This is a genomic window from Litorilituus lipolyticus, from assembly GCF_006439335.1.
In the GTDB taxonomy this organism is placed as follows: domain Bacteria; phylum Pseudomonadota; class Gammaproteobacteria; order Enterobacterales; family Alteromonadaceae; genus Colwellia; species Colwellia lipolytica.
In genome coordinates this window covers 193,733-206,895 of sequence record NZ_SAWY01000009.1, presented here as the reverse complement: position 1 = coordinate 206,895, position 13,163 = coordinate 193,733, and the positions used below count along the sequence as shown (strand labels likewise).

The 13,163-nt window shown below is 37.1% G+C and carries 15 protein-coding genes; all 15 read right to left on the bottom strand.

The window, feature by feature from the left end; all coding sequences use genetic code 11:
• Positions 1 to 6 precede the first annotated feature (6 nt).
• Positions 7 to 1,206, bottom strand: coding sequence for an efflux RND transporter periplasmic adaptor subunit (locus EPA86_RS05840; RefSeq protein ID WP_140602478.1), 1,200 nt, complete (start codon positions 1,204 to 1,206; stop codon positions 7 to 9).
• Positions 1,207 to 1,378: 172 nt separating this feature from the next.
• Positions 1,379 to 1,735 (bottom strand): ribosome hibernation-promoting factor, HPF/YfiA family, encoded by a 357-nt coding sequence (hpf, locus tag EPA86_RS05835; protein ID WP_140602477.1) that lies wholly within the window; start codon positions 1,733 to 1,735, stop codon positions 1,379 to 1,381.
• 227 nt (positions 1,736 to 1,962) lie between these two features.
• A complete protein-coding gene (locus EPA86_RS05830; protein ID WP_140602476.1) occupies positions 1,963 to 2,436 on the bottom strand; it encodes a phosphatidylglycerophosphatase A family protein in 474 nt (157 codons plus the stop codon).
• A 34-nt stretch (positions 2,437 to 2,470) separates the two neighbouring features.
• Positions 2,471 to 3,430 (bottom strand): thiamine-phosphate kinase, encoded by a 960-nt coding sequence (gene thiL / locus EPA86_RS05825; RefSeq protein WP_140602475.1) that lies wholly within the window; start codon positions 3,428 to 3,430, stop codon positions 2,471 to 2,473.
• Between the two features lie 6 nt (positions 3,431 to 3,436).
• Positions 3,437 to 3,853, bottom strand: a complete 417-nt coding sequence (gene nusB / locus EPA86_RS05820) for a transcription antitermination factor NusB (RefSeq protein ID WP_140602474.1) — start codon at positions 3,851 to 3,853, stop codon at positions 3,437 to 3,439.
• Between the two features lie 24 nt (positions 3,854 to 3,877).
• Positions 3,878 to 4,342 (bottom strand): 6,7-dimethyl-8-ribityllumazine synthase, encoded by a 465-nt coding sequence (ribH, locus tag EPA86_RS05815; RefSeq protein ID WP_140602473.1) that lies wholly within the window; start codon positions 4,340 to 4,342, stop codon positions 3,878 to 3,880.
• 110 nt (positions 4,343 to 4,452) lie between these two features.
• Positions 4,453 to 5,244, bottom strand: a complete 792-nt coding sequence (locus EPA86_RS05810) for an MlaA family lipoprotein (protein WP_246058277.1) — start codon at positions 5,242 to 5,244, stop codon at positions 4,453 to 4,455.
• Between the two features lie 134 nt (positions 5,245 to 5,378).
• Entirely contained in the window at positions 5,379 to 5,849 is a 471-nt protein-coding gene (locus EPA86_RS05805) for a DUF2802 domain-containing protein (RefSeq protein ID WP_140602471.1), read from the bottom strand.
• An 87-nt stretch (positions 5,850 to 5,936) separates the two neighbouring features.
• Positions 5,937 to 6,431 carry a chemotaxis protein CheW gene (locus EPA86_RS05800; RefSeq protein WP_140602470.1) on the bottom strand — a complete coding sequence of 165 codons (495 nt, stop codon included), beginning with the start codon at positions 6,429 to 6,431 and terminating at the stop codon, positions 5,937 to 5,939.
• A 35-nt stretch (positions 6,432 to 6,466) separates the two neighbouring features.
• A complete protein-coding gene (locus EPA86_RS05795; protein ID WP_211664907.1) occupies positions 6,467 to 7,261 on the bottom strand; it encodes a chemotaxis protein CheW in 795 nt (264 codons plus the stop codon).
• Positions 7,262 to 8,050 carry a ParA family protein gene (locus tag EPA86_RS05790; RefSeq protein WP_140602469.1) on the bottom strand — a complete coding sequence of 263 codons (789 nt, stop codon included), beginning with the start codon at positions 8,048 to 8,050 and terminating at the stop codon, positions 7,262 to 7,264.
• Positions 8,051 to 8,059: 9 nt separating this feature from the next.
• Complete coding sequence (locus EPA86_RS05785) at positions 8,060 to 9,073, bottom strand: flagellar motor protein MotB (RefSeq protein ID WP_140602468.1); 1,014 nt, start codon at positions 9,071 to 9,073, stop codon at positions 8,060 to 8,062.
• Positions 9,073 to 9,816: a flagellar motor protein gene (locus EPA86_RS05780; RefSeq protein WP_140602467.1), complete on the bottom strand. Its 744-nt coding sequence runs from the start codon at positions 9,814 to 9,816 to the stop codon at positions 9,073 to 9,075. Before EPA86_RS05780 ends, EPA86_RS05785 begins: the two co-directional genes overlap by 1 nt.
• Positions 9,809 to 10,945: a protein-glutamate methylesterase/protein-glutamine glutaminase gene (locus tag EPA86_RS05775; RefSeq protein WP_140602466.1), complete on the bottom strand. Its 1,137-nt coding sequence runs from the start codon at positions 10,943 to 10,945 to the stop codon at positions 9,809 to 9,811. Before EPA86_RS05775 ends, EPA86_RS05780 begins: the two co-directional genes overlap by 8 nt.
• A 50-nt stretch (positions 10,946 to 10,995) precedes the next feature.
• Positions 10,996 to 13,158, bottom strand: a complete 2,163-nt coding sequence (locus EPA86_RS05770) for a chemotaxis protein CheA (RefSeq protein ID WP_140602465.1) — start codon at positions 13,156 to 13,158, stop codon at positions 10,996 to 10,998.
• Between the last annotated feature and the right edge of the window lie 5 nt (positions 13,159 to 13,163).

Below are 13,163 nucleotides of genomic sequence, written 5' to 3'. Positions count from 1 at the left end.
TATCCTTTACTCATTAGCACTTGACGGTAAGTCAGACGGTTTTTCATCGCTTATAGTCCCAGTAATCGCATCAACATACTTTTCAATGCCCTGCACTTCTATTCCTGGTCTTACTTTTTGCAATCCTTCAATGATAACTTTCTCACCAGCTTTCAACCCTTCTTCTACAACCCACATAGCATTAATTCTACGGCCTAAAACAACATGACGCTGCTTAACAGTACTTTGCTCGTCTACAACTAGAACAAATTTACCTTGTTGCCCTTCTTGAACTGAAGCCTGTGGAATTAACGCCATAGTTTCCTTTTGCTTGCTTTCAGCAATGAGTGTGACGAATAAACCAGGAAGAATGATGCCATTTGGGTTATCAAATACAGCTCTTAACTCCACTGTTCCCATTCCTTGCTCAATACTTGTATCAGCAAAATCCAACTGGCCTTCATGTGGGTATTCTGAGTTATTTGGCAAACGAATTGATATGTTTAGTTCAACATCCTCTGCGGCCCTAGTTTTTTGATGTGATTGTAAATAGGAGATATAAAGGCTCTCTTCAACTTGAAAACTAACATACATAGGATCTGTCAGTGTTAATGTTGCTAATGCATCGCTTGAAGGACCAACAACGTTACCTACGTTATAGTTAACCTTACCTATTCGCCCTGTAAATGGTGCCTTAATTGTGGTGTAGCTTAAATTAAGCTCAGCTTTTTCTAATGCGGCTCTTGCAGATTTGACTCCTGCTTTAGCTTGAGATTCTTCAGTGGTTAACCTATCAAAATCTGATTGTGAAATGTAACCATCTTCAATTAATTCTTTTGCGCGCTTTAGGTTTCTAACTGCATTATCTTCACCCGAGAGTTTGCTATTCAAGTCAGCTTTAGCGGATGCTAATGCAGCCTTATATTCTGCTGGGTCAATTTTTAACAGTATTTGTCCTTCTTTTACTAAAGTGCCTTCTCTGAAGTGACGTTCAAGCAACTCGCCTTCAACCCTAGCGCGTAAATTCGCCTCTCTTGAAGCCTCGGTTCTTGCTACAAACTCACGGTAAGAGCCAATTTCTTCAGTACTAATTTGGTAAACAGATACTGCTGGTGCTGGCATTTCTACTTTTTCTTGTGCTTCACCACAAGAAAACAGGCTTATCGATAAAAAGCTAACGAAAAGCGCTGAAGCGATATTTACCTGTTTAAATGAATGCTTAAACATCAATATTTTTCCTTTTAATGATACAGTGTCGAACTTGTATGATTATGACACAACTCTTTATCAATAGAGACTTTTTAATTAAGATTAATATCTAGAAAATGTTAGGTAACTATAATTTAAAGGCAAAAAAAAACTGCGAGATAATCGCAGTTTTTTATATCTAATGTTAAGACTAAACTAAATTCATCTCTTGAACTTTCTCATGAGCTATATCTGGGGTTGTCGTATCTGGTTTAGCATGTAAATTTGCTTTTAATTGCCCTTTTCGATGCTTTAACGCCGCATCAAGCTTTTTAGCAGCTGAAGAAATTGCAGGATACATAACATCATCACTTCCTGTAGCTGATATTCGACCGCCTTCGTAATTTGTGGTTAGCTCTACTTGGTGCTTATTATGAACTTTCGAAATAATCACATCTAAAGTAATTAATGTTGGGAAATGGCTAGCTATTTTTGAAAATTTTTCCTCGATATGTTCTTTGATTGAATCAGTAACTTCTACATGATGACCAGAAAGATTTATTTTCATAGGTATTCCTTTTAAACGGTTACTTAGTGTTCTAATGCTATTTAATTGAGTGGGATTAACCACTTAATATAGAACTGAGGGCAAAGAAGAAAAAATCAATATAAAGTCTCACTTTATTCTCCATTACCCTGTAATAAAAATAGCGTATAACTTTCAGGATTACTATTGATCTGATTCAATAATATCAATTTAAATTAACAAATTTTTCAGATTGTGTAGCAAATGGCTTAAAAAACAAACTGCATCACAATTAAAGCAAAGAGTCCTGCCAAAATATCATCGAACATAATGCCAAAGCCACCTTGGAGTTTTTTATCAATAAATGATATTGGCCACGGTTTAATAATGTCAAAGAAACGGAAAAGTAAAAAACCTAAAATAAGGCTTTCTATTGAAAAAGGAACCATAAACATAGTAATAAGAAAGCCTGCAATTTCATCCCAAACTATCGCAGGATGGTCATGCACACCTAGCTCATCTGCTGCTTTACCACAGATATAGACACCTGCAATACAAACCAAAATGGTAGCCAAAGCATAAAACAGTGTGGAAAAGTTTATAAGCACTAAATACAAAGGAATCGCGGCAAGCGTTCCAAAAGTACCCGGCGCTTTAGGTGCTAACCCACTACCAAACCCCAATGCTAAAAACTGTATCGGGCTCGCTAAATTAAACAAGTTCTTTTTATCATTTGATGTCATGTTAATTCAATTATTAAGCTTAAACAGAGCTCAATTAAGAGAAGTGCTCAAAGCCTGCTGAGTTGATAGGAACAGCTTTGTTATTTAACGTTGTGGTTATAGTTTGGGTTGCATTCAACTGCCCTATACAAGTTAAACGTACCCCAGCGTTAGATAACGCAGTTTCAACACCAACTTTATTTGCTTCTGACACAGTAAAGAGCAATTCATAATCATCTCCGCCTGCTATAGCAAGGTTAATTGCATCTTCTTCTAATAAACTATTTGTTAGTTTTTCAGATAATGGTAATGCGTCTAGAACTATGTTTGCTCCCACATTTGATGCTTGGCAGATATGACCTAGGTCAGAAATAAGTCCATCGGATAAATCAATGGCGGCTGATGCATAGTCTCTAATAATTTCACCAGCAAGCACTCTAGGTTTAGGATAATTAAGTTTTTCTATAAGAGGACCAACAAAGTGCTCCTCAACAGTTACTTTCCCTAGAATATGTTGCAAAGCGAGTGCAGCTTCTCCTAGTTCACCTGTAACATATAACCAATCCCCTGCTTTAGCCCCTGCTCTTGATAAATATTGATTCTCAGGAACTAATCCTTGAGCAGTAATAGTGATACTCAAAGGACCTTGAGTCGTATCACCACCAATTAATTCAACATTAAAGAATTCGCACAGTTCAAACACACCAGCACAAAACTCTGCAATCCAAGCCTCATCAACACTGGGTAAAGTTATAGCTAGTGATATCCAACTAGGTTGAGCACCCATTGCTGCTAAATCAGAAAGATTTACCGCAACCGACTTATGGCCTATAGCTCTGGCTTCAGTATCTTTAGGAAAGTGAACACCTTCAACTAGAGTGTCTGTTGTCACGACAATGTGTTGGTTCTCACTTGACGCAACAACAGCACAATCATCACCAATGCCCATAACAACATCTTTTCGTTTTACATTCTGCTCTGCAAAAAAATGTTTTATTAATTCAAACTCTTTCATATCTACTTATTCTTGAGGGCGAATTAACTTAACTGCTTTATCCAAAACGCCATTGACGAACTTATGACTATCATCCGCAGCAAAAGATTTAGCTAACTCTATAGCTTCATTAATGACCACACGATAAGGTACATCCGTGCAATCTTTTAGTTCAAAAACAGCAACACGAAGGATCGCTTTTTCAACTTGATCAATATCATCAAGTGGACGATCAACATGAGGTGAAATTAATGCATCAATCTCACTAATATTACTCGTTACGCCGCGCAACAATAACTGAAAATATTCAATATCAAAACGTCGTTTGCTGTTATCCGTTATAAAGTTAACTTCAACATCCGATACTGAATTTTGACTAAGTTGCCATGAATAAGTAGCTTGAACGGCTAATTCACGTGCTTTTCTTCTTGGGGATGGTTTCACAATAGATTCCAGTTAATTTTAAAATTAAATTTTAGCGAGTACATTGACCATTTCAAGAGCACCAAGTGCAGCTTCTGCACCTTTATTACCTGCTTTGGTCCCTGCTCTTTCAATTGCTTGTTCAATTGAATCAGTAGTAATGACACCAAAAGAAACAGGTATCTCAGACTCTAAACACACTTGAGCTAAACCCTTATTACATTCACCTGCGACAAAATCAAAATGCGGTGTACCACCTCTAATCACTGCACCAATAGCAATAATTGCATCATAACTACCTTTATTTGCAGCTTTCTTAGCGACTAATGGCAGTTCATAAGCACCTGGAACTTTCACTATTGTGATATCTTCATCTTGAACATTTCCGTGACGCTTTAATGCATCAACAGCACCATCTAATAAACTGTCTACAATAAAGTGATTAAAACGTGATACTACGATAGCAAACTTCTTTCCTTTTGCTTCGAATGAACCTTCAATAATATTCATTTATGTATTTCCAATAAGGTTGTAAAAAAATTTTGCGCAATTCTATCAAATTGCGACTTGATTAGGTACTCGTTTATCAAAATTGAGATATTTATTTATAAACCAAAAGTCTATTCGTCAAACTCATCAAGCAATGCATCAATTTCTGCTTCTTGATCTTCATCAATTATAATAGGAGGGTTACCATCATATAGTCGGTAATTCATATTTTGAAAATATGCATTTTTAATAAATTCATATGGATCAGCAGACTCTAATAATATCTGCTCTTGGTCTCTAACAGCTGCACGTTTCTCTAGGGCTAAAATACTTAATCGCGCGATATTTGGCCAAAAATCTATTACCGCCATCGGCCAATATAAACCATCAACGTAGTCACCAACCTCTTCTCTAACAGAACTTGGACCAAGACCTGGAATGACCAAAAAAGGGCCGTTACCTACTCCATAACTTCCCAAAACTTCACCAAACTCTTCTTGTTCTCCACTCCAACCAAAATCACTGGCTGGATCATAAAACCCGAGTAACCCAATGGTGGAGTTTAAGGTAAACCGACCTGTACTTTTAGCGGCCTCTTTAAATTTCAGTTGCAATAAATTGTTAATAATACTCGCAGGTTCATTTAAATTGAGCGCCATATTGTACAAACCAGTACGTACAAATGGTGGAGTATAAGTGACGTATAGTTCTGATGCTGGCTTAGCTAAATATTTATCTACATAATCCCATGTAAAAGTCCACAACGGGCGGTTTATTACCTCTAATGGATCACGGCTATCATCATAACTAACTGTTACTTTTTCACCAGATACTTGTTCCTCTTCTATTGCCGAAGTTGATGAACATGCTGATAAAGATAATAAAAAAACACATAAAGAAAGCCGAATAAAAAATGTCATCATGGTATTCACTAAGCTTAAATCCTTGCCTTAGTCTGTTAGGGGTTAGAATGTAATGAGATAGCCTCATCACAGAATAAAAATTTTGCAGAGTTTAACATGGAATTCTGTTCACTGCTAAAGGCAGTTTTAAAGATTTATATGGTGCTATTTCGTTGAAGGTAGACAGAGAGTAACATTTCTGCTTCAGCACGTGGAAGTTCGCATTCAGCCATAATTTCTTCTATATCAGCACCTTTTTCAGCCAATTTAAAGGCTCTAGCATAAAACTTGTCATGACCTTCGCCTTCTTGTAGCTGCTGTATTTGTTGCTGATAAGACTGTAACTGAGCCTGTATTGTTTTTATTCGATGCTCTAACTGTTTTGATACTTGGGTTGTTTCAAGTAAGTCATGCTCACTTTTGCTGACAACATTATTTACTTGTAACTGTAATGTATTCACCACTCCTTGTAACTCATTAACCATTAAGTCATTTGCTTGTTGCTGAGCATGCAAAAGCTTAACGCTTTTATTTTGTTTTTTAAAAGTAAAAACACAATAGATAACAACAAGCAGTGAAACCAATAAGCCACACACTGCAATAATAGGAACAGCCAATAAAGACATTAAAGTTAATACCCAGTTTGAAGGAAAGTTGATGATTTTACCTTAAAAAAAATAAATTCATCAACTTTAGGCAAATGATGTGACGTTTTAAAACTGCTTTAACTCATCCCACTCATCATCAGAGAGTAGTTTATCTAAATCCACAAGGATTAATAATTCTCCATCTCTGTTTGAAACACCTTGAATAAATTGTGCACTTTCTTCATTACCAACATTTGGTGCAATATCTATTTCAGAAGCTTTTAAATAAACAACCTCAGCTACACTATCGACTAATATACCTATTACTTGCTTTTCCGACTCAATAACAACAACTCTGGTATTATCAGTAACATCGCACGGTTCGAGGCCAAAGCGCGAGCGTGTATCAATAACGGTTACAACATTTCCTCGTAAATTTATAATCCCTAATACGTACAAAGGAGCGCCTGGAACAGGGGCAATTTCACTGTAGCGCAATACTTCTTGTACTTGCATAACATTGATGCCATAAGTTTCATTCTCTAACTTAAAAGTGACCCACTGCAATACTTCGTCGTTTACGTCGATATTCTCATTGGAAATTCGTCTTTCATCAGACATAACATTTGCCTCTTATATTATCAAAACCACTAAATTTATTTATCTTGATGGATACCACTACCATCATCTAATAATTTTATTAACGCATTCACATCTAAAAGTGCACACATTTTTTCTTTTACCAAACCCGCTAACCATGGTCGCTTACTTGATGAGTCAAGCCACTTTACTTCGTCTTGTGTTAACGTCACTGTATCTACTAAATGTTCAGCCATCAATCCCCAATGGCTCTCGTTTAACATTATAACATATTGATAGTTCAATGAATTAACAAGTTGTTCATCACATTTCTCAGGCATGACCCAACGAGCAGTATCTACAACATTTATTTTCTCATCACGGTGCAGCATAACACCTTTAAACCAATCAGGTTTCCCCATTAAGCTATTGGTTTTATGAACTTTATGTATTCCACCGAGTTCAATTAACGGAACAGCAATCATCAAACCTGCCACATCAAAAAACATCGCCTGAAAATCACCTTCTCTATATGTTTTCTCTTTGACCTTCGCTTGTTGAGTACTTGCCAGACTTTTCTGTGTTGTAATAGGCTCTGCCACTTTATTAGGTTTTGCCGTTACAGGGGCTTGCTCAACTGGCTCTACAACACGGGGAGTCGTGTCAACTTGCTCAATAGAGGGCTGAACATTATCAAGTAGTTTTTCTAAAGATTTATCTTTTACTTTTTCTGTTCGAGGAACCCTATTTGATATTATAGATTGCTGTTTTGAAGGCTTGATTTCATTTTTTTCAGGTAAGTCAACATCTGTCAATAATTCTGACAGATAATTTTTCATTACTTTTTTACTGGCAGATAACGATTTAGCCATTTAACTGCTCGCCTTTATTCTGTTTTTCATTTGACTCATTAAATAATCCAATAAACTCTTATAAGCAAATGTACCTCGTGAATTTGAGGCATAGTCTGATGGTACTTGCTGAGCCACACTTGCGTTTCTAAAGTTTGTGTCAATTGGCACAACACCTGGCCATACTTTATCAGTATAGACTTCCTGCAATTTTTTATATGCTAAAATGGATGCTTTTGTCCGCTTATCAAACATAGTTGGCACTATGGTAAATTGAAATGGCTCATCTTGTTCACCTTGCATGATCTCCATGGTTTTAATCATTCGATCTAAACCTTTTAATGCAAGAAACTCTGTTTGAACAGGTACAATAATTCGATCGGCAGCCGCTAATGCATTGACCATTAGCACCCCTAACACAGGCGGGCAATCCATCAGCACATAGTCATAATCATCTTCTAGCTTCTGAATTGCTTTCTTCAAAACTAAGCCCATACCACCTTTAGTACCTAATGAGCGGTCCAATGTTGCAAGCCCCATTGTTGCAGGTAAGATATCAATATTACTATATTTACTAGGACAAAGACTTTGAAGGATTTGCTCTTTTGACGACACCTGTACAAATAAGTCATACACACTTAAATCTAAATCTTCTGATTCGATGCCAAAATAGTAACTTAATGATGCATGAGGATCTGTATCTACTAGCAATACACGATGATCACGCTCAGCTAATAAGCCAGCTAAGGCAATAGTAGTCGTTGTTTTTCCAACGCCACCTTTTTGATTTGCTACAGTCCAAACTATCAAGAGTACATCCTAATTATTATCATTATCTTGTTTTATATTACTATCTTCTTTCTTCTGTGCGCTTTTTTCAGTAGCGCCATCGTTTCTTGTAGTAATTCTAATCCCGCCATTATCTAATCGAATCACTTTTATCGAATTATCAACTTCTTGTAATTCATTATCTTGCTTTATATTTTCAACTTCATCTAAACTTATAGTAGGTGTATTAAGTAAATTTGACTTTTCTAACCCATATTTAGATATGGCTACTACAACTTTTCTATTTTGTGCTCTGCCTTCAGCCGTTTGATTATTAGCACTGGGATAGTACTGTCCATAACCTTCGATAGCCATTCTGGCTGAATTTAACTCAAGGTCTTCAAATAATCTCAAAATAGCTGTAGCACGATGTACTGACAACTCCCAATTTGATGAATATATTTCATTATTTATAGGTTGATTATCCGTATAGCCTCTCACTCTAATGAAGTTACTGACACCACCAACAACATCATTTATTACGCTAATTATTGCCTTTGCCGAATTTGTTGGCGATGAAGATCCACTGGGGAAAAGAAGACCACTATTCAACTCAATTTCTAGCCAATCCCCGTCTATTTGCAATTGCGCATAGCCAGACTCAACAATGTCATATAAAGCAGTACTTAATTCTTCTTGCAATGAATCTAGGTTTGAACCGGTAACTGCATCTGAAATATTAGATAAGTCTTGCTTACCCGACACTAATTCAGGACCAGCTACATCAAGAATACTATCACCGTATAAACGTTTATTGGTTTTGCTACTATTTACCATAAGCAAATCATCGCCATGCCCTACATTCTTTGGCAATAGTTCATTTGCTTGAAAAATTCTACCTATCGACTCTGTTATCGTCTCAAATGGTTTCTCATTAACCATCGCCATGGCATATAACACAACAAATAAAGCAAAAAGTAATGTCATATAATCAGCATAAGAAATAAGCCAACGATGGACATTGTCATGCTCTATTGAATGACGTCTACGTCTGAGACGATTCATTAACTCAACCTAAAAGCCGATAGTTTATTTTCAATAGCATGAGGATTTTCACCATTTGCAATTGAAACTAGACCTTCACAGATCATTTCTCTATACATAGTTTGCTGATGAATAATTGCCCTAATTTTATTTGCTATAGGCAAATAAAGTAAATTCGCAAACCCGACACCATATATTGTCGCTATAAACGCAGTTGCAATTCCTTGACCTAAAAGCTCAGGCTCAGTTAAATTTGACATAGCATGAACTAAGCCTAAAACAGCACCTAAAATGCCAATAGTAGGACTATACCCACCCATTGATTCATATACATTTGCAGAACGAAGATTATGTTCGCGGTATAAATCTAAATCTAACTCAAGAGACGTACGAAAGTTATCTAACTCAACACCATCTACTAACAAATCCAACCCTTTTTGTGTATATGGTTCCTCTACATCAAGTGCAATATCTTCTAGTGCTAAATAGCCCGATTCTCTTGCCTTCTCTGCCCAAAACACAACATCTTCTATTCCCTGCTCAACATCGTAATTTGGAGGAAAGAAAACCCATTTTAATAAAGATAAAGCATGCTTAAACTGACTTAAAGAAGATTGCAGCATGACTGCGCCTAATGTCCCACCAAAAACAATGATGAAAGCGGGTAATTCAAAAAGCGTAGAAAGAGCCCCTCCGTCTAGAGCAAAACCTAAATAAATTGCAATAATCGCAATTAATAAACCGGCAATACTTAACTTATCCACAGCCAACTTCCTTGCTCATCGAACTAGACATGGCATCTAACGGTAAAGATAATGCGGAAATCCCTGCTTTATCAATTGCTTGAGGCATTCCATAAACGACACATGATTGCTCATCTTGAGACCAAATAGTTGCACCTCGAGCCTTTAACATTTTTGCACCATCTCTACCATCTGACCCCATGCCAGTTAAAATGACGGCTAACACCTTACCAGAGAAAATTTTCGCTGCTGAGGCGAAGCTAATATCTACACTCGGCTTAAATGTTATTTTTGCAGAGTTATCATCGACAATTTTTATTTTTGGGGAGGACTCTGATCCAGATAAAATCATCTGTCGCCCTCCCGGAGCTAAATATGCACAACCAGGTTTTAATACATCACCATCACTAGCTTCTTTTACAGAGATTTTGCACAAACCATTGAGTCTATTAGCAAAAGCGGAAGTGAATGCCGCTGGCATATGTTGAACAAGAATAATAGGTAGAGGAAAGTTTCTATCAAATTGGGTGAGTATTTTTTGCAAGGCAACAGGCCCGCCTGTTGAAGTTCCTATGGCGAGTAATTTGTATTCCTTCCCCGAGCTTTTTTTAACAAAGTTTACTTTATTGTCATTTTCAACTCGAGTTGTTCTTTCTGTACGAGGAGAAGCAATTGAACTCTTTTGAGTTACATCTTTTGTTGAAGCTTTAGCAATACTCGAACTAAATACACGTTTAGGTCGAATTGAACTTCTCTTTCTTGCAATTTCAACTACTCGTTGTCTTAATAAATTTCCCGCTTCATCACTATCTTTGGCAATGTCACTAAATTTTTTGGGTAAAAAATCCAAAGCACCTGCGTCAAGCGCCTCTAATGTTGCTTTTGCTCCTTGATGAGTTAAAGAGGAGAACATAAGAATGGGAGTTGGAGACTTCTCCATTATCTGTTTCACGGCATCAATACCATTGAGTACTGGCATTTCAATATCCATGGTAATGACATCTGGTTTCAAGGACACAGATTTATCAACGGCTTCTTGCCCATTAACAGCAACATCAATAACCGTTAAGTTTGGATCTTTGTTAATTATATCAGTGACTCTACGTCTGAAAAAACTTGAATCATCAACAACAAGTACCTTATATGGCATTTAATATCTCTACATAAAATAAAACAAATTACTTGCTAGAATCAAAAAAGTTAAGAGCGTAGCTTCTTATTAACAGGTGATTTTTTAGCATAGAATTTCAGCATATTTGGAATATCTAAAATTAAAGCAATGCCACCATCACTAGTAATCGTAGCACCCGCCATACCTGGTGTACCGTGTAACAACCTATCTAACGGTTTAATTACCACCTCTTCTTGACCAATCAACCTATCAACTACAAAGGCAACTTGCTGGTTTCCTAATTGAACTATAACAACGTGACCTTTTTCTCGTGACTTATCAACAAAGTTACGTACAAGCCATTGATCTAAATAAAATAGTGGTATCGCTTTTTCTCTAACAATAATAGTAAGCTGACCATCAACACTATTAGTATTAGATAAATCCAAATGAAATATTTCATTTACAGCTGCAAGAGGTAAAGCAAAGGTTTGCTCACCAACAACAACCATTAAGGTAGGCAAAATGGCAAGTGTTAAAGGCACTTTAATCTCTAAAACAGTACCAACACCGAGTTCTGAATCTATGTTAACTGTACCATTTAATTGTGTGATTTTTGTCTTTACAACATCCATTCCCACACCGCGACCTGAAACTTCTGAAATCTCCGTTTTTGTCGAAAACCCAGGCGCAAATATCAAGCTGAACGCTTCTTTATCAGACATTCTAGCAGCAGCATCATGATCTAAAACGCCACGCTCTATTGCAATTTCTTTCAGTTTTTCAGCATTCATACCTGCACCATCATCTTTGATGGTTAACAAGATGTGATCACCTTCTTGTGAGGCTGATAAGACAACAGTACCCTCTCTAGGTTTACCTAAAGATTCTCGTATATCAGGTTCTTCGACACCATGGTCAACAGAATTTCTAACTAAATGCACCAAAGGATCAGCTAACGCTTCAACTAAGTTTTTATCTAAATCAGTATCTTCTCCTTCTAATACTAATTTAATATCTTTCTTTAAGCTTCTCGCTAAATCTCGTACAACTCGAGGGAAACGGCCAAACACCTTCTTAATAGGCTGCATACGAGTTTGCATGACAGCGCCTTGTAAGTCCGTTGTAACGGCATCTAAGTTTGATACAGCTTTCGTTAGATCTTCATCATCCGAAGTCAAGCCAAGACTAGTTAATCGGTTTCTTACTAAGACCAACTCACCTACCATATTCATTATTTGGTCAAGGCGTTTTGTATCCACCCTTACGGTGGTTTCGCCTTGAGAGCTTGCTTGTTGAGGAGCTTTTTTAGCAGACTCTTGTTTTGGTTTTTTAGCTGCTTTAGGAGCAGTAGAGGAAACAGGACTAGGCTTAGGAGTAGGTTTTTTCGCTGGTTTAACAGCTGGCGGAATATCTACTTTGGCCACATCTTGCTTAGATGACTCAACGATTTTTGGCGCATTACCTTTTCCATGCAATTCATCTAACAGAGATTCAAACTCATCATCGTTTATTTCATCGCTTGAACTTGCCACTGCCGAACTAGATGAATCACTAGATTCAGCAGAAAAGGCACCCTGACCATGAAGTTCGTCTAAAAGCGATTCAAATTCATCATCAGTAATTTCATCACTGCTGCTATCTTGCGATACTTGGGCGGAGGTTTCTTCAGTGTGCGAAGATGTTCCTGAACTTACTGCTTGAACACTTCCTGAGCCATGTAATTCATCAAGTAACTTTTCAAATTCATCTTCTGACATTTCATCAACAGCACTGTCTTGGCTATCATTTCCTGAAGACTCAGAGACAGGTGACACAACGGGAGTATCAGCAACAGGTGCTGCAGACACCTCTTCTTCCCCTTCAGGAGTACTTAAACGATGTAGTTCAGCAAGTAAATCAGCATCAGCAGCAACTAGAGGCTCTCTATTTTGCACTAACACAAACATATCATTGACAGTATCAAGCGCTGATAAGATTGTATCCATTAATTCTGGAGTAACGCTTCTTTGACCGTTGCGAAGCAAATCAAAAATATTTTCAGCACCGTGACATACATCAACAAGTTCAGTTAAGCTCAAAAAGCCCGCGCCACCTTTAACCGTATGGAAGCCACGAAATATTGAATTAAGTAAGTCAGCATTATCTACGTCATTTTCTAATTCAACCAACTCCTCTGAAAGTGATTCTAAGATTTCACCCGCTTCTACTAAAAAGTCCTGTAAAATTTCTTCATCTGCTTCAAAAGACATGCAGT

Bases quoted from the DNA above. Each gene is read 5' to 3' on its own strand.
- EPA86_RS05840 (WP_140602478.1), bottom strand. From the start codon at position 1,206: ATGTTTAAGCATTCATTTAAACAGGTAAATATCGCTTCAGCGCTTTTC.
- hpf (WP_140602477.1), bottom strand. From the start codon at position 1,735: ATGAAAATAAATCTTTCTGGTCATCATGTAGAAGTTACTGATTCAATC.
- EPA86_RS05830 (WP_140602476.1), bottom strand. From the start codon at position 2,436: ATGACATCAAATGATAAAAAGAACTTGTTTAATTTAGCGAGCCCGATA.
- thiL (WP_140602475.1), bottom strand. From the start codon at position 3,430: ATGAAAGAGTTTGAATTAATAAAACATTTTTTTGCAGAGCAGAATGTA.
- ribH (WP_140602473.1), bottom strand. From the start codon at position 4,342: ATGAATATTATTGAAGGTTCATTCGAAGCAAAAGGAAAGAAGTTTGCT.
- EPA86_RS05810 (WP_246058277.1), bottom strand. From the start codon at position 5,244: ATGATGACATTTTTTATTCGGCTTTCTTTATGTGTTTTTTTATTATCT.
- EPA86_RS05805 (WP_140602471.1), bottom strand. From the start codon at position 5,849: ATGTCTTTATTGGCTGTTCCTATTATTGCAGTGTGTGGCTTATTGGTT.
- EPA86_RS05800 (WP_140602470.1), bottom strand. From the start codon at position 6,431: ATGTCTGATGAAAGACGAATTTCCAATGAGAATATCGACGTAAACGAC.
- EPA86_RS05795 (WP_211664907.1), bottom strand. From the start codon at position 7,261: ATGGCTAAATCGTTATCTGCCAGTAAAAAAGTAATGAAAAATTATCTG.
- EPA86_RS05785 (WP_140602468.1), bottom strand. From the start codon at position 9,073: ATGAATCGTCTCAGACGTAGACGTCATTCAATAGAGCATGACAATGTC.
- EPA86_RS05775 (WP_140602466.1), bottom strand. From the start codon at position 10,945: ATGCCATATAAGGTACTTGTTGTTGATGATTCAAGTTTTTTCAGACGT.
- EPA86_RS05770 (WP_140602465.1), bottom strand. From the start codon at position 13,158: ATGTCTTTTGAAGCAGATGAAGAAATTTTACAGGACTTTTTAGTAGAA.